This is a genomic window from Caulobacter sp. GW821-FHT12D05, assembly GCF_058807295.1.
On the sequence record NZ_JBXAQO010000003.1, the window covers coordinates 518,865 to 538,692 of the forward strand.

General features: G+C 68.4%; 19 protein-coding genes, 1 tRNA gene and 2 pseudogenes. 14 read left to right on the plus strand and 8 right to left on the minus strand.

Going from position 1 to position 19,828, the window contains the following annotated elements; all coding sequences use genetic code 11:
• Nucleotides 1-5 precede the first annotated feature (5 nt).
• Together AC1RRR_RS15290 and AC1RRR_RS15295 are read left to right on the plus strand one after the other, a co-directional pair.
• On the plus strand, nucleotides 6-296 hold the full coding sequence (locus AC1RRR_RS15290) for a nucleotidyltransferase family protein (protein WP_492814343.1): 291 nt from the start codon (nucleotides 6-8) through the stop codon (nucleotides 294-296).
• On the plus strand, nucleotides 241-645 hold the full coding sequence (locus AC1RRR_RS15295) for a HepT-like ribonuclease domain-containing protein (RefSeq protein WP_492814345.1): 405 nt from the start codon (nucleotides 241-243) through the stop codon (nucleotides 643-645). The genes AC1RRR_RS15290 and AC1RRR_RS15295 overlap by 56 nt, the downstream gene beginning before the upstream one ends.
• Here the strand turns inward: AC1RRR_RS15295 and AC1RRR_RS15300 are convergent.
• Nucleotides 642-2,006, minus strand: coding sequence for an MFS transporter (locus tag AC1RRR_RS15300; RefSeq protein ID WP_492814347.1), 1,365 nt, complete (start codon nucleotides 2,004-2,006; stop codon nucleotides 642-644). The two genes, AC1RRR_RS15295 and AC1RRR_RS15300, sit on opposite strands and share 4 nt — an antisense overlap.
• Nucleotides 2,007-2,087: 81 nt before the next feature.
• On the opposite strand from AC1RRR_RS15300, the gene AC1RRR_RS15305 reads away from it, so the two are divergent.
• Nucleotides 2,088-2,801 (plus strand): extensin-like domain-containing protein, encoded by a 714-nt coding sequence (locus AC1RRR_RS15305; protein WP_492814349.1) that lies wholly within the window; start codon nucleotides 2,088-2,090, stop codon nucleotides 2,799-2,801.
• An 87-nt stretch (nucleotides 2,802-2,888) separates the two neighbouring features.
• A complete protein-coding gene (locus tag AC1RRR_RS15310; protein ID WP_492814351.1) occupies nucleotides 2,889-3,641 on the plus strand; it encodes an extensin-like domain-containing protein in 753 nt (250 codons plus the stop codon).
• 7 nt (nucleotides 3,642-3,648) lie between these two features.
• Here AC1RRR_RS15310 and AC1RRR_RS15315 read toward each other — a convergent pair whose 3' ends face one another.
• The gene (locus AC1RRR_RS15315; protein WP_492814352.1) at nucleotides 3,649-4,134 is read right to left on the minus strand and encodes an SRPBCC family protein; all 486 of its coding nucleotides are present in this window, start codon (nucleotides 4,132-4,134) and stop codon (nucleotides 3,649-3,651) included.
• Between the two features lie 130 nt (nucleotides 4,135-4,264).
• On the opposite strand from AC1RRR_RS15315, the gene AC1RRR_RS15320 reads away from it, so the two are divergent.
• From AC1RRR_RS15320 to AC1RRR_RS15335, 4 genes and pseudogenes are all read left to right on the plus strand, one after another.
• A complete protein-coding gene (locus AC1RRR_RS15320; protein ID WP_492814354.1) occupies nucleotides 4,265-4,450 on the plus strand; it encodes a hypothetical protein in 186 nt (61 codons plus the stop codon).
• Nucleotides 4,451-4,621: 171 nt separating this feature from the next.
• Complete coding sequence (locus tag AC1RRR_RS15325) at nucleotides 4,622-5,386, plus strand: SDR family oxidoreductase (protein WP_492814355.1); 765 nt, start codon at nucleotides 4,622-4,624, stop codon at nucleotides 5,384-5,386.
• A 64-nt stretch (nucleotides 5,387-5,450) separates the two neighbouring features.
• Nucleotides 5,451-8,036, plus strand: coding sequence for a hybrid sensor histidine kinase/response regulator (locus AC1RRR_RS15330; protein WP_492814357.1), 2,586 nt, complete (start codon nucleotides 5,451-5,453; stop codon nucleotides 8,034-8,036).
• A gap of 12 nt (nucleotides 8,037-8,048) precedes the next feature.
• Nucleotides 8,049-8,132, plus strand: a pseudogene (locus tag AC1RRR_RS15335) (hypothetical protein); the annotation flags it as partial.
• A 49-nt stretch (nucleotides 8,133-8,181) separates the two neighbouring features.
• Here the strand turns inward: AC1RRR_RS15335 and AC1RRR_RS15340 are convergent.
• The 3 genes from AC1RRR_RS15340 to typA form a co-directional block, all read right to left on the minus strand.
• Nucleotides 8,182-9,342, minus strand: a complete 1,161-nt coding sequence (locus AC1RRR_RS15340) for an aminotransferase (RefSeq protein ID WP_492814359.1) — start codon at nucleotides 9,340-9,342, stop codon at nucleotides 8,182-8,184.
• 166 nt (nucleotides 9,343-9,508) lie between these two features.
• Nucleotides 9,509-11,911 carry a putative bifunctional diguanylate cyclase/phosphodiesterase gene (locus AC1RRR_RS15345; protein ID WP_492814361.1) on the minus strand — a complete coding sequence of 801 codons (2,403 nt, stop codon included), beginning with the start codon at nucleotides 11,909-11,911 and terminating at the stop codon, nucleotides 9,509-9,511.
• A 328-nt stretch (nucleotides 11,912-12,239) separates the two neighbouring features.
• A complete protein-coding gene (typA, locus tag AC1RRR_RS15350; RefSeq protein WP_492814362.1) occupies nucleotides 12,240-14,075 on the minus strand; it encodes a translational GTPase TypA in 1,836 nt (611 codons plus the stop codon).
• Nucleotides 14,076-14,715: 640 nt separating this feature from the next.
• Between typA and AC1RRR_RS15355 the strand changes: the two are divergent.
• A pseudogene (locus AC1RRR_RS15355) lies at nucleotides 14,716-15,030 on the plus strand (hypothetical protein); the annotation flags it as partial.
• Nucleotides 15,031-15,101: 71 nt separating this feature from the next.
• A complete protein-coding gene (locus AC1RRR_RS15360) occupies nucleotides 15,102-15,782 on the plus strand; it encodes a hypothetical protein (RefSeq protein WP_492814364.1) in 681 nt (226 codons plus the stop codon).
• Here the strand turns inward: AC1RRR_RS15360 and AC1RRR_RS15365 are convergent.
• Together AC1RRR_RS15365 and AC1RRR_RS15370 are read right to left on the minus strand one after the other, a co-directional pair.
• A complete protein-coding gene (locus tag AC1RRR_RS15365; RefSeq protein WP_492814366.1) occupies nucleotides 15,779-16,552 on the minus strand; it encodes a hypothetical protein in 774 nt (257 codons plus the stop codon). The genes AC1RRR_RS15360 and AC1RRR_RS15365 overlap by 4 nt on opposite strands.
• Nucleotides 16,553-16,579: 27 nt before the next feature.
• Nucleotides 16,580-17,506 (minus strand): N-formylglutamate amidohydrolase, encoded by a 927-nt coding sequence (locus AC1RRR_RS15370; RefSeq protein ID WP_492814368.1) that lies wholly within the window; start codon nucleotides 17,504-17,506, stop codon nucleotides 16,580-16,582.
• A gap of 179 nt (nucleotides 17,507-17,685) precedes the next feature.
• Here AC1RRR_RS15370 and cpdR point away from each other — a divergent pair, with 179 nt between their 5' ends.
• The gene (cpdR, locus tag AC1RRR_RS15375) at nucleotides 17,686-18,042 is read left to right on the plus strand and encodes a cell cycle two-component system response regulator CpdR (protein ID WP_291871818.1); all 357 of its coding nucleotides are present in this window, start codon (nucleotides 17,686-17,688) and stop codon (nucleotides 18,040-18,042) included.
• Nucleotides 18,043-18,142: 100 nt separating this feature from the next.
• Nucleotides 18,143-18,217 (plus strand) — tRNA-Val (locus AC1RRR_RS15380).
• A gap of 37 nt (nucleotides 18,218-18,254) precedes the next feature.
• Here the strand turns inward: AC1RRR_RS15380 and AC1RRR_RS15385 are convergent.
• Nucleotides 18,255-18,881, minus strand: a complete 627-nt coding sequence (locus AC1RRR_RS15385) for a TetR/AcrR family transcriptional regulator (RefSeq protein WP_492814370.1) — start codon at nucleotides 18,879-18,881, stop codon at nucleotides 18,255-18,257.
• Between the two features lie 93 nt (nucleotides 18,882-18,974).
• Here AC1RRR_RS15385 and AC1RRR_RS15390 point away from each other — a divergent pair, with 93 nt between their 5' ends.
• Nucleotides 18,975-19,526 carry a GFA family protein gene (locus AC1RRR_RS15390; RefSeq protein ID WP_492814372.1) on the plus strand — a complete coding sequence of 184 codons (552 nt, stop codon included), beginning with the start codon at nucleotides 18,975-18,977 and terminating at the stop codon, nucleotides 19,524-19,526.
• Complete coding sequence (locus AC1RRR_RS15395; RefSeq protein WP_492814374.1) at nucleotides 19,516-19,809, plus strand: DUF6958 family protein; 294 nt, start codon at nucleotides 19,516-19,518, stop codon at nucleotides 19,807-19,809. Before AC1RRR_RS15390 ends, AC1RRR_RS15395 begins: the two co-directional genes overlap by 11 nt.
• Nucleotides 19,810-19,828 lie beyond the last annotated feature (19 nt).

Genomic DNA, 19,828 nt, shown 5'->3' on the forward strand with positions numbered 1-19,828 from the left:
GCGCCATGACCCTGGACGAGGCCCTGACCAGACTGCGCGCGGCCAAGCCGCTGCTCGACCGCTACGGCGTCGCGCGGGTGGGCGTGTTCGGCTCGACGGCGCGGGGCGAGGCGGGGCCGGATAGCGATGTGGATGTGCTGGTGGAGTTCGCGCCTGATCAACATCCCGGCCTGGCCTTCTTCCGCTTGCAGGATGACTTGGCCGAGGTTCTGGCAAGTGAGATCGATCTGGTGACGCCTGGTGGTCTGCACAGGCTGGTGCGAGACCGTGTCCTGCGTGAAGTCGCCTATGTCTAAGGCGGAGCGGGACGCCGAACTGCGGTTGGACGATATCCTGGAAGCGATCGAACGGATCCGATCCTACATCGCGGACGCCGACTTCGCCCGATTTCAAGCTGAGCCGATGCTGTTCGATGCGGTGTCGATGAACGTCCTCGTCATCGGTGAGTCGATTGGCCGGCTACCCGATCGGCTCAAAGAGCGGTTGGGCGGGTTACCTTGGAAGAGCATCGTCGCTGTCCGAAACCTGGTGGCGCATGGCTATCCGGAGCTAGACCCGAAGATCGTCTGGGACATTGCGACGACCAAGCTCGATGAGTTGGAGGCGGTGATCGCGCCGATGTTCGCCGAGACGCAGAAGCCCTAGCTCCGCCCCAACCGCCACGCCGCCACAAACCCCACCACCGCCAGCGGCAGGAACGCCCCGAACAGCACCAGCCCCTGCGTCGGGGCCAGGGCCAGGTCGATCCCGTGGCTGAAGCCCAGGATGTTGGCCATCGCGCCGGCGCCGGCCGCGCCGACGGCGCCGCCGATCAGCTGGGCGGTGGGCACCGCGCCCGAGGCCATGGCCTGTTCGTCGGCTGGGGCGCCGGCGATGGCGCGGCGGGCGATGAAGGCGTGCGCCAGGCCAAAGCCCGAGCCCATGACCAGGAAGGCGGCCGCGATCTCCCACAGATTGCCGCGCGCGACGGTCCAGGCGCTGAGCGCCGCGCCCAGCAGGATCACGCCGGCCCCGAGGCGCACCAGGCGGCCGTCCTTCTCGGCGGGGGTGTGGCCGAAGACCATGGCGCACAGGGTCCAGCCGGCGGCGATGGCGCCGGTGACGTAACCGGCCGTCAGGGGCGAGGCGTGGTGGCGGGCCTGGATGAAGGCGGGGCCATAGACGGTGAAGCCGATCACCGCCGCCTCGCAGGCGAAGATGATCAGCAGGCCAAGGCCCGTGGCGGTCTTGAGGTCGGCAGCCGACTTGGGCAGCAGGCGGTCGTGGGTGCGGGTGTTGGCGGCCAGCATGGCGGCCATGCCGATGACGCCGCCGACCGCCAGGATCGCCGCCCATTGAGCCGAGGCGACGACACCGGCTCCGCCGATCAGGCTGACGCCGATGACCAGCAGGATCAGCTGCAGGGTCGGGATCCGGCCTCGGCCCGCGTCTTTGTTGCCGGCGGGCAGCATGACCATGACCGCGCCGACGAAGATGATCGCCTGGACCACGAACATCCAGAACGCCCCGCGCCAGAAGCCGGCGGCGGCGAACAGGCCGCCCAGCAGCGGACCCAGCAGGGTCGCCGCGCCCCAGATCCCGGCCACCGCGCCATAGACGCGCGGCCACAGGCGCTCGGGGAACAGGGCGGTGATGGCCACATAGCACAGGGCGACCACGGCCCCCGCGCCCAGGCCCTGGATCAGCCGGCCCAGGATGAAGGTGACGAACTCGGGCGCCAGGGCGCTCATCGCGCAGCCGATGGCGTAGACGAGGCCGGTCAGGGCGGTGGCCGTGCGCAGCCCCAGGGCCATCGACAGCTTGCCCGAGCAGGCCCCGGCGACGATCGAGCCGGTCAGATAGGCCGCCACCGACCAGCCGAAATACTGGTAGCCGCCGATCTCGCGGGCGACGCTGGGCATGATGGTGGCGGTGACCAGGGTGTCGGCGGCGTTCAGCCAGATGCCGAGACACAGCAGGGCGAAGCGCGGCGCCAGGTCCTTGTCGATCTTCAGTCCGGCGGCCATGGGGTCCCCTCCCGTTCGTCCCCCATCTAGGGTGATGCGGGGCCTAAGTGAACCCAGGCGAGGGCGTGACGTTGGTCCGGGGTGAAGCTCGTCTCGCCCCAGACCCTTGCGCTTGCCCAGCTGTGGTCGGTCCTGATCGACCTGGCCCTGGCCGGCATGCTGGCCTTCCTACTGGTCGACCGCCTGGCGCCGCCGCAGGACCTGCCGTGGAAGCCGTTCGCGCTGAACCAGCCGATCGGCCTGGCGACGGCGGGCAAGCTGGCGGTCATCACCGCCGATCCGGCCAAGTGTCGCGCGGCGCTGAAGGCGGGCGGGATCAGCTTCGTCGATCAGCCCGTGCGGGAAGAGGGTTTCTGCTCCACACGCGACACGCTGAGGACGCCGAGCCTTCTGGTCCCGAAGGCGCCGGTCATGACCTGTCCGCTGGCCTTGCGCTACGCCCTGTGGGAGCGGCAGGTGGCGGCCCCGAAGGCGCGTGAGATCCTGGGATCGCCCGTGGTCCGGATCGACCAACTGGGGACCTATGCGTGCCGCACGATCTATGGCCGGACCGGCGCGCGGCCTAGCGAGCATGCCCGCGCCAACGCCCTGGACGTGGCCGGTTTCCGCATCGCCGACGGCCGGCGGATCACGGTGCTGAAGGATTTCGCCAAGGACACGCCCGAGGGGCGCTTCGTCCGGGCCGCGCGCGACGGGGCCTGCCGGGTGTTCGGGGCGACCCTCAGCCCGGACTACAACGCCGAGCACGCCGACCATCTGCACCTGAACCCGGCGGGTTACAGTCTTTGCCGCTGATGACAGTGGGGGAGGTTGAACCCGTCGCCATGGTCGTGCTTGGGTGCGGCGTTAACCATTTGCTCCCGTAAGGCGCTCCCCCGCTTCATGCGTTATCGCGTACCCCACAACCCGCGCATCGAGCACGAGGTTCGCCACCGCGCGCGCTATGCCCGCTATGCGGGCCTGGTGATCCTGTGGCTGATCGTGCTGCTGATGGCCTTCGTGGCCGAGCGCAAGATCCCCGACCAGCATCTGCCGTGGAAGCCGCTCAGTGTGGTCGATCCGGTCGGCCTGGCCACGCGGGTCAAGGCGGCGCGGGCGGGCGCGGATCCCAAGCTATGTCGCGGGATCATGAGCCGGGCCGGCGTGACCTATGCCGAGGTTCCCGACCGCACCGAGGGTGAGTTCTGCCAGCTGCGCGACGCCGTCCAGCTGCAGGCCGGCCTGGCCAAGTTCGAGCCGGCCGAGGCGCCCCTGGCCTGCAAGGAGGCCTTGGCCCTGACCATCTGGGAGCGCCAGGTGGTGCAGCCGGCGGCCGACGAACTGCTGGGCCAGGGCGTCTCGTCCCTGGTGCACTACGGAAGTTATGCCTGCCGGCGGATGTACGGCCTGCAGGAGGGCCCGGTCAGCGAGCACGCCACCGCCGACGCCATCGACGTGGCCGGGTTCCGGCTGGCCGACGGCTCGGTGATCAGCGTGGCGACGGACTGGACCGATCCGGGCCCGCGCGGCCAGTTCCTGCGGCGCACGCGGGACGGCGCCTGCAAGGTGTTCCTGACCACGCTGAGCCCGGACTACAACGCCGAGCACCGCGACCACTTCCACCTGGATATGAGCGGGTGGACGAAGTGCGCGTGACGCCGCGCTAGAGCGTCTTAGCCAGCGCTTCCAGCTGACCGGCGACGGTGCCCCAGCCTTCGTGGAAGCCCATCTGTTCGTGCATGGCCTTGTCCTCGGCCGACCAGTGGCGGGCCACGGCGCGGTAGCGGGTCTTGCCGTCGCCCAGGTCCTCGAAGGTGACGATGGCGACCATGAACGGCTTGGCCGAGGGCTGCCAGGTTTCGGTGAAGGCGTCGGTGAAGACGATCTTCTTGTTCGGCACGACTTCCAGATAGACGCCCGGCTGCGGCATGACCTCGCCGTTGGGGCCGTGCATTTCCAGATAGGTGTTGCCGCCCGTGCGCACGTCGGTGCGGACGTTCTTGACGGTCCAGGGCTTGGGGCAGAACCACTGCTCCATCAGCTCCGGCGTGGTCCAGCACTTGTAGAGCTTGTCGGCCGGCGCATCGAGGACGCGGTCCAGAACCAGTTCGCGGTCAGCGGGGAATTCAGCGGCGGTATCGAGGGCCATCGGTTGTCTCCGTGTTTGAAGTGAACTTTCGCCTCAAGGACGGGTCGCTTCCACCGTCCCCGACATCTGAGCCGAAACTTTTTTCGCGGGGGCTCGTTGGCGTCTCACACCAACACCAGGAGCGACCGTCATGCCCGAACGCGAAGACGCCTACGAACCCACCAGCGTCGAGGTCGAACGCAACATCCAGCAAGGCGGCGGCGTCGGCGCCCGTGACCTGGCGCGCCAGGCCGAGCCGTCGGTGATTGTCCCCGAGGACGCGGATGAGGACGACGGCGTCGAGGAGTCGATCGGGCGGGCGCATCCGCACGAGTAGGTGGGGCCGCCCTCGTCCTTCGACAGGCTCAGGATGAGGGCTACTTTTTGCGCCGTTTCAGTAGAGACCTCATCCTGAGCTTGTCGAAGGACGAGGTCTCGGCTCCCAACCCTTGACCCCAACCCCTCCCCGCCGCACTCTCCTTTCAAACAAGTGTTTAGGGAGCGCGCCGTGAACCTCTTCGACCTGACCGGCAAGGTGGCGATCATCACCGGGTCCTCGCGCGGGATCGGCAAGGCGATCGCTGAACGGATGGCCGAGCACGGGGCCAAGGTGGTGATCTCGTCGCGCAAGCTAGAACCTTGCCAGGAGGTCGCCGCCGCGCTCAACGCCAAGCACGGCGCGGGCACGGCCATCGCGGTCCCGGCCAATATCGCCTCCAAGGACGACCTGCAGAACCTGGTCGACGAGACCCTGAAGGCGTTCGGCCAGGTCGACATCTGCGTCTGCAACGCCGCCAGCAATCCCTATTACGGCCCGCTGGCCGGGATCAGCGACGACCAGTTCCGCAAGATCCTGGACAACAACATCATCAGCAATCACTGGCTGATCGGCATGGTCGCGCCGGCGATGCGTGAGCGCAAGGACGGCGCGATCATTATCGTCTCGTCGATCGGCGGCCTGCGCGGCAACGCCATCATCGGGGCCTACAACATCTCAAAGGCCGCCGACTTCCAACTGGCCCGCAACCTGGCCCACGAGTTCGGCCCCGACAATGTGCGGGTCAACTGCATCGCGCCGGGCCTGATCAAGACCGACTTCGCCAAGGCGCTGTGGGACAATCCCGAGACCCTGGAGCGCTCGACCAAGGGCGTGCCGCTGCGCCGAATCGGCGAGCCGGACGAGTTGGCCGGGGCGGCGATCTACCTGGCCTCAAAGGCCGGCAGCTTCATGACTGGACAAGCTCTGGTAGTGGACGGGGGCGCAACGATCTAATCCTTGCAACCTCGGCGGTAAGCTTAACCCTTCCCACATCTATACCCGCGAAATCTGCGGGCCAATGCGACGCTTGCTCACGTCCCTTGCGCTGTTTGTCAGTCTCGCGGCCTCCGCCGCCGGGGCGCAGACCAGTATTCCTCAAACAAGCGCCCCCTTGGGCCAGCGCCTGGACCAGCTGAGCCGCGAGATCGGCGCGCACGAGGTCCGCCATCCGCCGCGCGGCAACGAAGACATCGAGCGGGCCGGCCGGCGGTCGATCCAGGAGCACGGCAACGCCCGGCTCTATGGCCTGTGGCGGGTGCTGTACGCCTATAAGAGCAACCAGATCCCCGGCCGCTTCGACGCCTGGGCCAAGGAGGCCCGCGAGGTCGCCGCCCGCGATCACGACACGACCCTGGCGACGCTGGTTGACCTGGAGACCATCGCCTATCGCCACGAGACGCGGGGCTTCCGCGCCTTCACCGAGGCCGACTGGAACCGGTTCATGCTGCGGTCGGGCTCGGACATCCGGCTGATGGCGGGGATCGAGCGGGTGCGCCATCTGGGGCAGGTGGGGCGCTGGGCGCAGGCCGCCCGCCTGGCCGCCGACCTGACCACGGATCTCGAGAAACGCGGCCGCATCGCCCAGCCGCTGCTGGCCGAGCTGCATCAGGTGCACAGCTACACGCTGTCGGACATCGGCGACAAGGAAGGGGCCCTGGACCACATGGCCCAGGCCGCGCGGCTGGACGAGCGCGACGTCTTCTACCTGCGCCGGATCGAGCGGATCTACGACATCGCCTACACCGCCGCCGACCTGGGCGAGCTGGACGCGGCCGAGCGCTTCTCGGACCTGCATCACAAGATGACCACGGCCGATGGCGACAAGGACCTGCTGACCTGGGACCGTTTCCTGTGCGCCCGGATCGCCGCCTATCGCAACGCGCCGCAAAGGGTGCTGGACTGCGTGGCGCCCGCCGCTCCCAACCTGGCCGCGCCGGACCGCCGGCTGCAGGTGCTGATGCTGGGCCAGCGCGCCCTGGCGCAAGGCCAGCTGGGCCAGGCCGCCGCGGCCCGCGCGGATCTGGCCCGCCTGAAGGCCATCCCGACCACCTTGGCGGCCCGCGACCCGCACCTGGAAAACCTGATCAGCGCCTATATCGACCAGGCCGAGGGTAGAGGCGCCGACGCCTTCCGCAAGCTGGACGCCTGGCGGCGCATCGACGGCGTCGAGGCCGAACGCGCCCACTCGCGCAGCGTCGCCGAGATGTCGTCGGCCCTGGACAGCGAGCTGCGCGCCAAGCGTGACGACAACCGCCGCCTGACCGAGGAGGTGCGCCTGTCGCGCAGCCTGGCGCGGGCCTCGGTGGTGATCGCCCTGTTGCTGGGCGTGCTGGTCGCCGGCGGCGTGGCCTGGGCCGTGCACCAGCGCCGGGCCTCGCGCCGCTTCAAGGACGCGCAGGAGCACGCCGAGGCCGCCAATAAGGCCAAGTCCGCGTTCCTGGCGGTGATGAGCCACGAGTTGCGCACGCCCTTGAACGGCATGCTGGGCGTGGGCCAGGCCCTGCGCGCCGGCAAGCTGACCTCCGAACAGAAAGATCAGGTCGACCTGATCATGGACAGCGGCGACACCCTGCTCGTTTTGCTCAACGACATCCTCGACCTTTCCAAGATCGAGGCCGGCAAGCTGGAGATCGCCCCGACGGTCGGCGACCTGGTCCAGACCTGCTCGCGCCTGGTCAATGGCTACCAGCCCACGGCCCGCGAGAAGGGCGTCTGCCTGACCTTCAAGCTGGAGAGCGAGGCCCCGGGGCCGCTGATGTTCGACGGCGTGCGGGTGCGTCAGTGCCTGACGAACCTGGTGTCCAACGCCCTGAAGTTCACGACCCACGGCAAGGTCGAGGTGGCCCTGGCCTGCTATCCGGAAGACGACGGGCCCAATGGAATGGGAAGGGTGCGGGTGCGCCTGCGCGTGGCCGACACCGGCATCGGCATGAACACGGCCACGGTCGGCAAGCTGTTCCGGCCCTTCGTCCAGGCCGACGCCTCGACCACCCGCAATTTCGGCGGCACGGGCCTGGGGCTGAACATCACCCGCCGTCTGGTCGAGCTGATGCGCGGCGAGATCCGCGTCGAGAGCGAAGAAGGGCTGGGCTCGGTCTTCACGATCGAGATGCTGGTCGACGCCGCCGAGGCCGCCGACGTCCCGGTCTGGGAGGCCGATGCGGGCGACGAGGAGGCCGGCGGCTTCGCTGCGCTGCAGGGCCGGCGGGTGCTGGTGGTCGACGACCACCCGGTCAACCGCCGCGTCATCCGCCTGTTCCTCGAGCCGTTCGACTGCGAACTGATCGAAGCCGAGAACGGCCAGCAGGCCCTGGACGCCCTGGAAGGCCAGCCGGTCGACATCGTGCTGATGGACGTCAACATGCCGGTGCTGGACGGCCTGGAAGCCACGCGGCGGCTGCGCAAGGATCCGCGGTTCGTACGGTTGCCGGTGATCGCCCTGACGGCCGACGTGATGAGCGCGCAGATCAAGACGTGCCTGGAGGCGGGCTGCGATGCGCACGTGGCCAAGCCGATCGACCTGCGGAATCTGCTGTCGGCGATGGACCGGTGCCTGGCGCGGGGTGTCGCGCGGGAGCTGATGGCGGGGCTGAGCGCGCTTTAGGGGCAGCAGAGCGCCCCCTCCGTCTCGTCGCCTATCGGCGCCGATCCACCTCCCCCGCAAGCGGGGCAGGAAAGAGCAGCTTCCTCCTCACCCGTGAAACGGGGGAGGTGGCGCGCTGCGGATACGCAGCGTGACGGAGGGGGCGCTAAGCGAACGCCAACTTCGCCGCCGCCAGCCGCTCCAACGCCGTGTCCAGCGTCTCATCCTTCTTGGCGAAGCACAGCCGGACCACGTTGGTCACCGCATCCTCCGCGAAGAACGCCGACACCGGGATCGCCGCCACCCCAAACTCCACGACGCACCGCTCGCAGAACGTCACGTCATCCAGCGCCACGCCGGACGCCGTCAGGTCGACGTTCAGGAAGTAGGTCCCCTGGCTCTCCAGCACCACATACCCCGCCGCCCTTAGTCCCGCCGTCAGGCGGTCCCGCGACCGCTGCAGATCAGCCGGCATCTCGTCGAACCAGGCGCGGTGGTGCTCCAGCCCCCACGCCACACCCGCCTGCAGGTTCGGCGGCGTCGTGAAGGTCAGGAACTGGTGCGCGGCCGCCAGGGCCTTGGTCAGGGCGGGGGCGGCCATCAGGAAGCCGACCTTCCAGCCGGTCATGCCGAACAGCTTGCCGGCCGAGCCGATCTTCACCGTCCGCTCGCGCATGCCGGGGAAGGTGATCAGCGGACTGTGCTTACGGCCGTCGAAGACCACGGCTTCCCAGACCTCGTCACACACCGCGATGGTGTCGTGCTTCACGCAGAACTCGGCGAGCAGCGCCAAGTCCTCGTCGGGCGTGACGACGCCGGCCGGGTTCAGGGGGCTGTTGAGGACGACCATGCGGGTCTTGTCGCTGAACACCGCCTCCAGCATCTCGCGCGTGAAGCGCCAGTCCGGCGGGGCCAGGCGGACGAGTTTCGGCACGCCTCCGGCCCGGCGCACCAGCGGCAGGTAGGCGTCGTACAGCGGCTGGAACAGCACCACCTCGTCGCCCGGCGAGATCAGGGCCGTGAACGCCGCGGCTAGGGCCTCGGTCGCGCCGGAGGTGACGACGATCTCGGTGTCGGGGTCGAGCTGGAGGTTCTGGGTCCGCCCGTAGTGTCCTGCCACGGCGGCGCGCAGTTCGGGCAAGCCGCGCATCGGCGGGTACTGGTTGGAGCCCTCGATCAGCGCCCTGGCGGCGGCTTCGCGCACGGGCAGGGGGCCTTGGTCGTCGGGAAAACCCTGGCCCAGATTGATCGCGCCATGCTGGCGGGCCAGGCCGCTCATGCGCTCGAAGATGGTGGTCGGCAGGTTGTCGAAGACGGGGTGAACCATGGGGCATGGCTAACACGGCCGGCGGCTTTGCGCCCCCTCCGTCACGCCGTCTATCGACGGCGCGCCACCTCCCCCGCAAGCGGGGCAGGAGGGTGAAGCTGCCTCCTCCCTCGTGAAACGGGGGAGGTGGATCGCTGCGGATACGCAGCGAGACGGAGGGGGCGCTCTACCCCGTGACCGCCTCTTCGGCCCCGTCGTCCCCTCTCTCCCGCCGCATCTGCCGCGCCAGGTTCGAGAGCAGGAAGCTCGGAATATCCCCCACCGGCATCGGCCGGCCGTACAGGAAGCCCTGGAACGTGTCGCACTGCATGTCCGACAGCAGCTTGGCCTGGGCCTGGGTCTCGACGCCTTCGGCGGTGACTTCCAGGTTCAGGGTCTGACCCAAGAGGGCGATGGTGCGCAGGATGTCGGCGATGGCCGTGTTGTCCTGCATCTCGGCCACGAACGAGCGGTCGATCTTGATCTTGTCGAACGGGAACCGCCACAGATAGGCCAGGCTGGAATAGCCGGTGCCGAAGTCGTCCATGGCGATCTTGACGCCCAGGGCCTTCAGGGCGGCCAGCTGTTCCAGAGTCTTGGCGCTGTCGTGCAGCAAGAGGCCCTCGGTGATCTCCAGCTCCAGCCGTTGGGGGGCCAGGCCCGAGTCCTTCAGGGCCGCGCGGACCTGGGCCACCAGATCGCCCGAGGCGAACTGGTTGGGCGACAGGTTCACCGCCACGGTCAGGTGCGAGGGCCAGGTCGCGGCCGTGCGGCAGGCCTCGTGCAGCACCCACTCGCCGATGGCGCCGATCAGGCCCCATTGCTCGGCGCACTCGATGAAGTCGGCCGGCGGCACCAGGCCCCGGCGCGGATGCTGCCAGCGCAGCAGGGCCTCGAAGCCGGTGGTCTCGTGCTCGACGCTGCCGATCAGCGGCTGGAAGAACAGCTTCAGCTCGTGGTTGGCCAGGGCGTCGCGCAGGTCCAGTTCCAGGGCGCGGCGCTCCTGGGCCCAGACGTCCATGGCGGTCTCGAAGAACCGGTAAGCGCCTCGGCCGTCGCCCTTGGCGCGGTAGAGGGCCAGGTCCGCGTTCTTCAGCAGGCCGTCCGGGTCATCGGCGTCGAACGGGGCGACGGCGATGCCGACGCTGGCCCCGATCAGCACGTGATGGCCGCGCACGTCGTAAGGATCCGACAGGGTGGCGACGATGGCGCGGGCCAGCTCGCCCAGGGCCTCGTGGCCGGGCGAGGGGGCGATGACGACGGCGAACTCGTCGCCGCCCAGGCGCGAGACCAGGCCCATCTCGCCGACGCAGTCTCGCAGGCGGGCCGAGGCCTGGATCAGCAAATCGTCGCCGATCGGATGGCCCAGGCTGTCATTGACGCCCTTGAAGTGGTCGAGGTCCAGGCAGAGGACGGCGCAGCCGGTCTCGCCGCGCTTGCCATGCTCGGTCCAGGCCTTGCTCAGGGCCTGCAGGAACGACAGGCGGTTGGGCAGGGTGGTCAGCACGTCGTAGTGGGCCAGGCGCGAGATGCGGGCCTGGTCCTCGCGGGCCTGGGTGATGTCGGCGCCCACGCCGCGGAAGCCGGTGAAGACGCCGCTCAGGTCGTGGACCGGTTTCGCGGAAAGCGACCACCAGTGGGTCTGGCCGCCGACGCCGATCGAGACGGTCACGTCGCGGAAGGCCTTCTGGTCGAAGAACAGCGGGGCCAGGGCGGCGATCGGGCCCATCGGACCCTCGGCCGCGCCGCACAGCTCCGACATCGGACGACCCAGCAGCTGGCTCTTGTCGACCCCGGCCGCGGCGGCCATGCGGTCGGAGACGTAGGTCATGGCGCCGCTGGCGTCGACTTCCCACAGCCAGTCGCTGGCGCCCTCCTCGAAGTCGGACAGCAGCAGGCTGACGACCTGGCGCTGCTGCTCCAGCTCCTCGGCGGCGACCAGGCGGTCGGCGAAGATCTTGGCGTGCGACAGGCACGAGACGCTGACCACCATGTGGCAGAAGATCAGCAGGCCCCCCAGGGCGAACAGGATCGGGTCGTTGCTGGTGGCCAGCACCCACAGCGCGCCGACGACCATCGGGGTCGAATAGGCGATGGCGGCCGCCGGCAGGGTCAGCATGGCGAAGCCGCCGCAGCCGATCATGCCGGCCAGCACCGAGGCGACCAGCATCGGCATGGCGCCGGCGAAGCCTTGTTGCTGCGGCATGGTCAGGATCGGCAGCACGCCCCACAGGCAGCCCAGCACGCCGGCCTGCCAGGTGATGCGGCGCACGCCCCGGGCCGAGACGGTCTGCTTGCTGCTCTTGCGGCGCTGCGAGACGACCCAGCCGCGCAGGCCCAAGAGGCCGTAGCTGATCACCAGCGCGGCCCAGACGGTCAGGACGGCGGTGTGTCGGCTATTGAGGCCGGCCAGGCCGACCAGCAGGGCGATGACGATGTTGGCGCCCATCATCACGGGGGTCATGCGCAGGATGCTCTGCACCTGCTCCATGCGGACGCGGCCGGCCATGGCCTCGGGCACGTGCGGAAGCAGGCGGTCGTGCAGCGCGGACGCGCCGCGATTGATCAGCGTGCTGGCGGCGATGCGCACGACGCGTGCCCTCTGGTTCAGACGGAGCGGAAGTCCCCCGCGGAAACCATGGTTCGGCCGGGTAAACCTGCGGTTAAGTTCGCGTTTTCGCGGAGTAAATTGAGGTGGGAAATGAGTAGGGCGAGGGTATTCGCCCCCTCTTTACCGATCATCCCCGCGAAAGCGGGGATCCAAGCCGAGTCCAGCGAAGGTTTCGAGGTCGCGCAACCTTCCGCAGCGTCAGCTTGGATCCCCGCTTTCGCGGGGATGGTCGGGGGAGGGGCAGCGCCCAAAGAAAAAGGCCGCCGTTCTTGCGAACGGCGGCCCCAATCTTAGCGGTCGTAAACGACTACTCTTCCTTGACGCGACGCTTGCGGAACGACGGGTTCAGGATCTGCTTGCGCAGACGGATGTTCTTCGGGGTCACCTCGACCAGCTCGTCTTCCTCGATATAGGCGATGGCCTGTTCGAGGGTCATCTTGCGCGGCGGGGTCAGGCGGATCGACTCGTCCTTGCCCGAGGCGCGGACGTTGGTCAGCTGCTTGGCCTTCATCGGGTTGACGTCGAGATCGTCCGAACGGGCGTTCTCGCCGATGATCATGCCCAGATAGGTCTTCTCGCCGGCGCCGACGAACATCACGCCGCGCTCTTCCAGGTTCCACAGCGCGTAGGCCGCGGTTTCACCGTCCGAGTTCGAGATCAGCACGCCCTTGCGCTGTTGGTCGATGGCGCCCTTGTACGCTTCGTAGTGGCTGAACACGCGGTTCAGCACGCCCGAGCCGCGCGTGTCGGTCAGGAACTCGCCCTGATAGCCGATCAGCGAGCGCGACGGGGCGGTCAGCTGGATGCGGGTCTTGCCGGCGCCTGACGGACCCATGTCCTTCAGCTCGGCCTTACGCAGCGACAGCTTCTCGATGACGATGCCCGAGAATTCGTCGTCGACGTCGATCATGACGTCTTCCATCGGCTCCAGGCGCTTGCCGGTTTCCGGATCGGTCTGGAACACGACGCGGGGACGCGAGATCGAGACCTCGAAGCCTTCGCGGCGCATGTTTTCGATCAGGACGCCCAGCTGCAGTTCGCCGCGGCCCGAGACTTCGTAGGCGTCGCCTTCGCTGGTCTCGGTCACCTTGATGGCGACGTTGCTCTCGGCTTCCTTCAGTAGACGGTCGCGGATGACGCGCGACTGGACCTTGTCGCCTTCGCGGCCGGCCAGCGGGCTGTCATTGACCGAGACGGTCATCGAGATGGTCGGCGGATCGATCGGCTGGGCCGGCAGGGCCTCGGTGACGTCCAGGGCGCACAGGGTGTCGGCCACGGTGGCCTTCGACATGCCGGCGATGGCGACGATGTCACCGGCTTCGGCGCCTTCGTCGATCGGCTGGCGCTTCAGGCCGCGGAAGGCCAGCACCTTGGTGATGCGGCCGCGCTCGATTTCCTTGCCGTTGCGGTCCAGGGCCTTGATGGCCATGCCGGGAACGGCCTTGCCGCTCTCGATGCGGCCGGTCAGCAGGCGGCCCAGGAACGGGTCGCTTTCGATCAGCACGTTCAGGATCTGGAAGGGCTGGTCGACCTTGGCGATCTGCTTGGGTTCCGGCACGTGGCGGACGATCAGGTCGAACAGCGGGGCGAGGTTGTCGCTGGGCACGTTCATGTCCAGCGTCGCCCAGCCCGAACGGCCCGAAGCGTAGATGTGCGGGAAGTCCAGCTGCTCGTCCGTGGCGCCGATGGCGGCGAACAGGTCGAAGGCGGCGTTGTGGACGCGGTCGGGATCGGCGTGGGCGCGGTCGACCTTGTTGATGCAGAGGATCGGGCGCAGGCCCATCTTCAGCGCCTTGGTCAGCACGAACTTGGTCTGCGGCATGACGCCTTCTTCGGCGTCGATCAGCAGGACGCAGCCGTCCACCATGCCCAGGATGCGTTCGACTTCACCGCCGAAGTCGGCGTGGCCGGGGGTGTCGATGATGTTGATGCGGGTCTCGCCCGCCTCACCGTTCCACAGCACGCTGGTGCACTTGGCCAGAATGGTGATGCCGCGCTCACGCTCCTGGTCGTTGGAGTCCATGGCGCGCTCGGTCGTGGCTTCGTTGGCGCGGAAGACGCCCGATTGGGCCAGCAGCTGGTCGACGAGGGTGGTCTTGCCATGATCGACGTGCGCGATGATGGCGATATTTCGCATGGACATGGGGACGGACGGACTTTCGGGAGGAATAGGGATGACGCTCTACGCGTCAGGCGCGCGGCTTTTACGCGACTGCGGCCGATTTATCTAGCCCTGACGCTGTGAAACACTTGTCGCAGGTAACCGGTGTCATGGCCAAAGCCTTGCCGCGCTTGGCTTTGCGCGATGTTTGCTCGAGAGACCGTTTCAAACGCAACAAATTGTGCACTGCAACATGCACAATTTTTAGGCTATTTCAAATAGCGACGTTACGTAATCCTTGTGGCGCAAAGGGTTGCATCAATCCCCTGTCAAAAAATCGACATTGAAGCCCAATTTTCTGCTTGCCTAATTTTGCGCCGCACCCTATAAACAATCCTGTGAGGCGGCGCTGCCGCTTCTGCCCTTCCTGGGCGTTTCCTCCCTAATGAACTGGCCCGGTGGTTTCACCGGGCTTTTTTTTGGCCGCAGCCGACCCGGAGGTCGCAAGCGGCCCTGGAGCTCACCTCAAACGCGCGGGCGTTTGACAGGAAAGCGCCGATCCCTCCCACTGCTGACGATTGCAGAGCGAACCGGGGGGTAAGCTTTGAAACGACGACGCATAACGTTCGGGGCGGCTCTTCTGATCCTGCTTGGTGTCACGGGTATGACGCCCGCCCAGCAACGCCTGCCGCCGCTGCAGATCCTGAAATCGCCATCGCCGGAAGTCCTGGCCGGCCTGTTCCCCGCCACCGCCCGCCGGGCCGGCGTCGAGGGCGCGGCCACGCTGGAATGCGTGATCCGTCGCGACGGCGGGTTCGGCGAGTGCGTGGTGCGGGGCGAGAATCCCGAAGGCCTGGGCTTTGGCGGCGCGGCCCTGATGGCCATGACCTACTACCAGGTCGACGTCACGGGCCCGAACGCGGTGCAGGTCTCGCGGCGCATGCCGGGAATCACGATTCGCTTCGCCTTGCCGCCAAAGGCCCAGGCCGAGCGCTGATCCGCCAGCGCCTGGACGCGCGGGAGCGCCTGTCGCAGGGTGAGGCCCGTTGGCGTGGAGACGGCGGCCCCATGGACTTCATGAAGATCCTCAGATCGCTCGAAGAGCTAGTCTTCGAGGTGATGAGCTGGCTGGTCTTCTATCCGCTGGTGTTCTTCCGGACCCTGTTCGTCCCGCGCCGCATGCTGGACCACGCCCATGCCGAGCTGCGCAAGCGCGAGGAGGACCAGTTCGACGACGCCCTGAGCCCGCCGCTGTTCCTGATGCTGAGCCTGCTGATCTCGCACCTGGTCCGCCTGGGGATCGGGCCCCTGGCGCCGACCCACCTGCCGGAGGCGCCGCTCAAGGCGCTGCACTCGCACGAGAACATCGTGCTGTTCCAGTCGATGCTGTACGGCGTCTTCCCGCTGCTGTTCGCCCTGGAGCGGACCCTGACGGCCAAGGAACCGCTGACGCGCAAGACGCTGCGCGGCCACGTCTATCCCGAATGCTTCCCGGCCGCCGTCTACGCCCTGGTCGTGGGCGTCGCGGCGATGGCGGGCTCCGGCTGGCCGGACCTGCGCACGGGCGCGGTGCTGGCGTTCGTCATCATCTCGGGCTGGTACGTGACGGTCGAGGCCCTCTGGCGGCGGCGTAACGGCTACGGACGGGTCCACGCCGTCGCCGCGGCGCTCGGCTGTTTCGTGGTCGCCTGGACCATCGTCACCGGCGTGGCCCTGTTGCTGAGCGTGGTCGGCGGCAAGCCCGCCTAGAACTTGCGGTCGCCGTCCAGCGGCGTGCAGGTCCCGCTGAACTTGGTCAGGCCGTCCAGGTTGATGTGGCCGGCGCGGCGGTCGATCGACAGCCTGGGCTTGTTCATGCCGTTCAGCCGGAACTCGCCCCGGATCATGTCGCGGGAGACCACGAGATTGGCGATGTCGTACCAGCCGTCGTCGCTGCCCGAGCGGATCGGCGGCAGCATCGACTTGGCCGGCCGGATGCGGCCTTGAGCGCCGTCGATCTCGATGGTGACCGAGGTGTCGTACTCCTTGTTGGTCCAGTCATAGCCGGACCGGGGCTTGTAGCGCCGCTTGTCGGGATCCCATTCGTAGCCCGAACGGGTCTCGGCGGTCAGCTTCTGGCCCTCGCCGTAGCAGATCAGGGCGATGTGTTCGCGATAGCCGCCGCCGTCGCGTCCGTAGCCGAAGGCGGGCGGCTGGAAGCGGTCATCGCCGCCGCCTCCACCGCTCCCATTCCGCCGGCAATCGGGGGCGGGCGTGGTGACGATCGAGTCGTAGCGGCCATTGACCGTGGCGACCGACAGGCAGACGCCGCGCTGCCCGTTCCACCAGGTGGTCCATTTGCGATCGTCGCCGGTCTGGACGCCGACATTGACGTAACCGCGCGCCAGCAGCTGGGTCTCGCCGCCGGCGGCGCGGGCCCCGACCAGGTCGCGGACGTCGGACGGGGTGTTCTGAGCCAGGGCAGGGGTCGCGAGAAGGGCGGCGGCGATGACCGCCAGGCCAAGGGTCGAGGTCTTCATCTGCACGTCTCCCGTTGGTGTGTAAGGCTACTTCAGCTCCGTGACATCCAGCCCCGCCAGCGCCCGCGTCAGGGCCTCGGCGTCGGCCGTCAGCTTGATCAAGCCCTCGGTCGGCTCGCGCGTGATCTCGTTCATATAGAGCGCGCGGTTGATCTCGATCTGCAGGGCGTGGGTGCGCTTGGCCGGGCGGCCGTAGTGTTCGGTGGTGTAGCCGCCGGCATAGGGGGCGTTGCGCACGACGCGGTAGCCCAGGGCTTCCAGCTCGCGCTCGACCAGGCCGGTCAGCTTGGGCGAGCAGGCCGCGCCGAAGCGGTCGCCCAGCACGATGTCGCATGGCCCGCCGCCCTTGGCCCGCTGGCCGCGCGCGGCGGCGGCCGGCATCGAGTGCCAGTCGATCAGGATCGCCACGCCATGCGCCGCCCGCGCCGCCGCCAGCTGGCGGTCCAGGGCGTCGTGATAAGGGCGGTGGGCCAGCTCGACCCGGTCCTTGGCCTCGGCGAAGGTCAGCTTGCGGGCATAGATCGGCCGGCCCTCGCCGGCGATGCGCGGAATGGTGCCCAGGCCCGCCGCCACCCGAGCGGTGCGGCCGCGGGCGTATTCGGGCAGCTCGCCCTCGAACATCGCCGGGTCCAGCTCCCACGGCTCGCGATTGAGGTCGACATAGGCGCGGGCGAAGCGGGCGCGGATCAGGCTGGCGCCCAGGGCGGGGGTGCCGGCCACGATGCGGTCGACGAAGGCGTCCTCGGAGGCGCGCAGGGTCTCGACCGGCAGGCGGGCGGCCGAGGTCATGTCTTCGGGATAGACGTCGCCCGAGTGGGGCGAGGCGAACACCAGGGCCGTCGGCGGCGGGGCGCCGGCCGGGGCGGCGCGCGTGATCTCGAACGCCGGCCCGCTGAGGGTCTCCAGCGGCGTTGTTACCGATTGATCGGTGGAGAGGGGCCGCCAAGCGCTCATGCCGGCATCATCGAAGGCGGGCGGGCCGGGGTCAAACGCGAATAGTTCGCAAGGCTCGGAATGAGGCGATCCGTCCACAAGGCAGATGTCGCCCGCGACGATTAGGTTCATCCCCGATTTACGATGCGCGCGGTAAGGTGGCCTCTCGACCGACGCACATCTTCCGGACACGTGACCTGATGGCCCGCATCCTCCTCGCCGAAGACGACGATTCCCTCCGTGGCTTCCTGGCCCGGGCGCTGGAGCGCGCCGGCTTCGAAGTCCAGGCCTGCGCCGACGGCGAAGAGGCCGTCCAGCACCTGGAAGCCCCTTGGGATCTGCTGCTGACCGACATCGTTATGCCGGGCATGGACGGTATCGAGGTGGCCCGCCAGGCCGCCGCCCGCGATCCGTCCCTGCGCATCATGTTCATCACCGGTTTCGCCGCCGTCGCCCTGTCGGCGCAGGACCGCGCGCCGGCCGGCGCCAAGGTGCTGTCCAAGCCCGTCCACCTGCGCGACCTGGTCGCCGAGGTGGAAAAAATGATGGCCGCTTAAAAATCTGGTTTTGGCGGCTTGCGCACCGGCAAAGCCGCCGCTATACCCCCACACCTTCCCGGCCGGGACGCTTCTCGAAGCGCTTCCGGTTCGCTTCGGCGGACGCGTAGCTCAGCGGGAGAGCACTACGTTGACATCGTAGGGGTCACAGGTTCAATCCCTGTCGCGTCCACCATTCCCTTCCTGAAAATCTGAAGACTTGACGATCCTGGTCAGGCGCCGTGCGCCGCCAGGAACACGTCGATCGCGGCTTTCGCATGGGCCCGCAGATCGGCGGCCGATGGAATGGCGCCGTCGCCCAGCAGCATGGCGTCGTGGGTCGGTTCGCCCATGATCAGCCAGTTGAGGAAGGTCGCGGCCTTGCGCGGATCCTCGACCTTGACCTCTCCCTTCGCCCGATAATGCTCCAACGTGCGGGTCAGCCGGCCGATCGAGCGGGCGGGTCCGCGCGCGTGCAGGGTGCGACCCAGTTCCGGGAAGCGCGCCACCTCGCCGATGACCAGCCGGCGCAGGCGCATCAGCTCGGGCGTCATCACGTTGGTCAGCAGGCGTTCGGCATATTCGATCAGGTAGGCCTGGATCGCTCGCTCGTCGAAATCCGTGGTCAGCTGGGCCTGGAACGTGTCGCCCGCCCCGCCGGTCATGCTGTCGACCAGCTCCAGGAACAGCCCCTCCTTGGTGTGGAAGTGGGCATAGACCGTCTGCTTGGAGACGCCGGCCGCGGCGGCGATCTCGTCCATGCTGGTGGGCAGGTAGCCGCTCTTCAGGAACAGACCGCGCGCGGCGTCCAGGATGCAGTTTCGCGTGCGCTGCATCCGCGTTTCCTGGGCTTGGCTCATGCGACCTGATTCCTTCCGGCGAGGAGTCTACACGGTCGCGGCTTGACGCATCAAACTAGACCGTCCAGTCTAGTTTCTCAGGAGGAGCGCCTGATGAACAAAGACACTCGAACGGCCGCGCGATGCCGGTGCGGCCAGGTCGCCCTGGAGCTGACCGGTCGCCCGATCCTGACGGCGACCTGTCATTGCGACAGCTGCCGGCGGGCCGCGGCGGTGCTGGAGGCGCTGCCGGGCGCCGGGCCGGTCCGTAGCGCGGAGGGCGGGACCGACTACGTCCTGTGCCGCAAGGACCGCGCGCGGCCGACGGCGGGCGCCGAGCGGCTGCGGGAATTCCGCCTGGGACCGCAGTCGCCGACGCGCCGCGTGGTGGCGACCTGCTGCGCCTCGCCCATGTTCCTGGAGTTCGAGAACGGCCACTGGCTGAGCGTCTATCGCGACCGCCTCGCGCCGGGGGAGCGCCCGCCGATCCAGATGCGGACCATGACCCAGGACCTGGGCGCGGCGGCGGCCGACCTCGACCCGTCCATCCCGTCCGTCGGCATGGCCGCGCCCGCCTTCATGGGGCGGCTGCTGGGCGCCTGGATCGCCATGGGCTTCAAGGTCCCCAAGACCGACTACGTACAGGGGACGCTGGATGCCGGTTGATCGCATCGAGATCGAGAACTTCACGTCGCCCGGCCGGACCTATCGTGTGGAGCGGGCCAAGTACGAGGCGATGCGCGACGCGCTGCTGAAGGTGCTGCCCGCCGTCGGGGCCGGCATGACCGTGGCCGACGCCAAGACCGCCTTGCTGCCGCTGCTGCCCGACGACCTGTTTCCCGGCGGGGAGAAGGCCGGCTGGTGGCTGAAGGCCGCGCAGCTGGACCTGGAGGCCAAGGGCGTGATCCGACGCGGCCCGGGCAGCCCGGTGCGGCTTTCGCGGGTCTGAAGGCGGGGCTGGCGGCGCC

Excerpts from the sequence above, each read along its gene's own strand:
- cpdR (WP_291871818.1), top strand. The coding sequence starts at position 17,686 with ATGGCCCGCATCCTCCTCGCCGAAGACGACGATTCCCTCCGTGGCTTC.
- AC1RRR_RS15365 (WP_492814366.1), bottom strand. The coding sequence starts at position 16,552 with ATGAAGACCTCGACCCTTGGCCTGGCGGTCATCGCCGCCGCCCTTCTC.
- AC1RRR_RS15340 (WP_492814359.1), bottom strand. The coding sequence starts at position 9,342 with ATGGTTCACCCCGTCTTCGACAACCTGCCGACCACCATCTTCGAGCGC.
- AC1RRR_RS15320 (WP_492814354.1), top strand. The coding sequence starts at position 4,265 with ATGCCCGAACGCGAAGACGCCTACGAACCCACCAGCGTCGAGGTCGAA.
- AC1RRR_RS15330 (WP_492814357.1), top strand. The coding sequence starts at position 5,451 with ATGCGACGCTTGCTCACGTCCCTTGCGCTGTTTGTCAGTCTCGCGGCC.
- AC1RRR_RS15360 (WP_492814364.1), top strand. The coding sequence starts at position 15,102 with ATGGACTTCATGAAGATCCTCAGATCGCTCGAAGAGCTAGTCTTCGAG.
- AC1RRR_RS15385 (WP_492814370.1), bottom strand. The coding sequence starts at position 18,881 with ATGAGCCAAGCCCAGGAAACGCGGATGCAGCGCACGCGAAACTGCATC.
- AC1RRR_RS15290 (WP_492814343.1), top strand. The coding sequence starts at position 6 with ATGACCCTGGACGAGGCCCTGACCAGACTGCGCGCGGCCAAGCCGCTG.
- AC1RRR_RS15315 (WP_492814352.1), bottom strand. The coding sequence starts at position 4,134 with ATGGCCCTCGATACCGCCGCTGAATTCCCCGCTGACCGCGAACTGGTT.
- AC1RRR_RS15395 (WP_492814374.1), top strand. The coding sequence starts at position 19,516 with ATGCCGGTTGATCGCATCGAGATCGAGAACTTCACGTCGCCCGGCCGG.
- AC1RRR_RS15300 (WP_492814347.1), bottom strand. The coding sequence starts at position 2,006 with ATGGCCGCCGGACTGAAGATCGACAAGGACCTGGCGCCGCGCTTCGCC.
- AC1RRR_RS15310 (WP_492814351.1), top strand. The coding sequence starts at position 2,889 with ATGCGTTATCGCGTACCCCACAACCCGCGCATCGAGCACGAGGTTCGC.
- AC1RRR_RS15390 (WP_492814372.1), top strand. The coding sequence starts at position 18,975 with ATGAACAAAGACACTCGAACGGCCGCGCGATGCCGGTGCGGCCAGGTC.
- typA (WP_492814362.1), bottom strand. The coding sequence starts at position 14,075 with ATGTCCATGCGAAATATCGCCATCATCGCGCACGTCGATCATGGCAAG.
- AC1RRR_RS15370 (WP_492814368.1), bottom strand. The coding sequence starts at position 17,506 with ATGAGCGCTTGGCGGCCCCTCTCCACCGATCAATCGGTAACAACGCCG.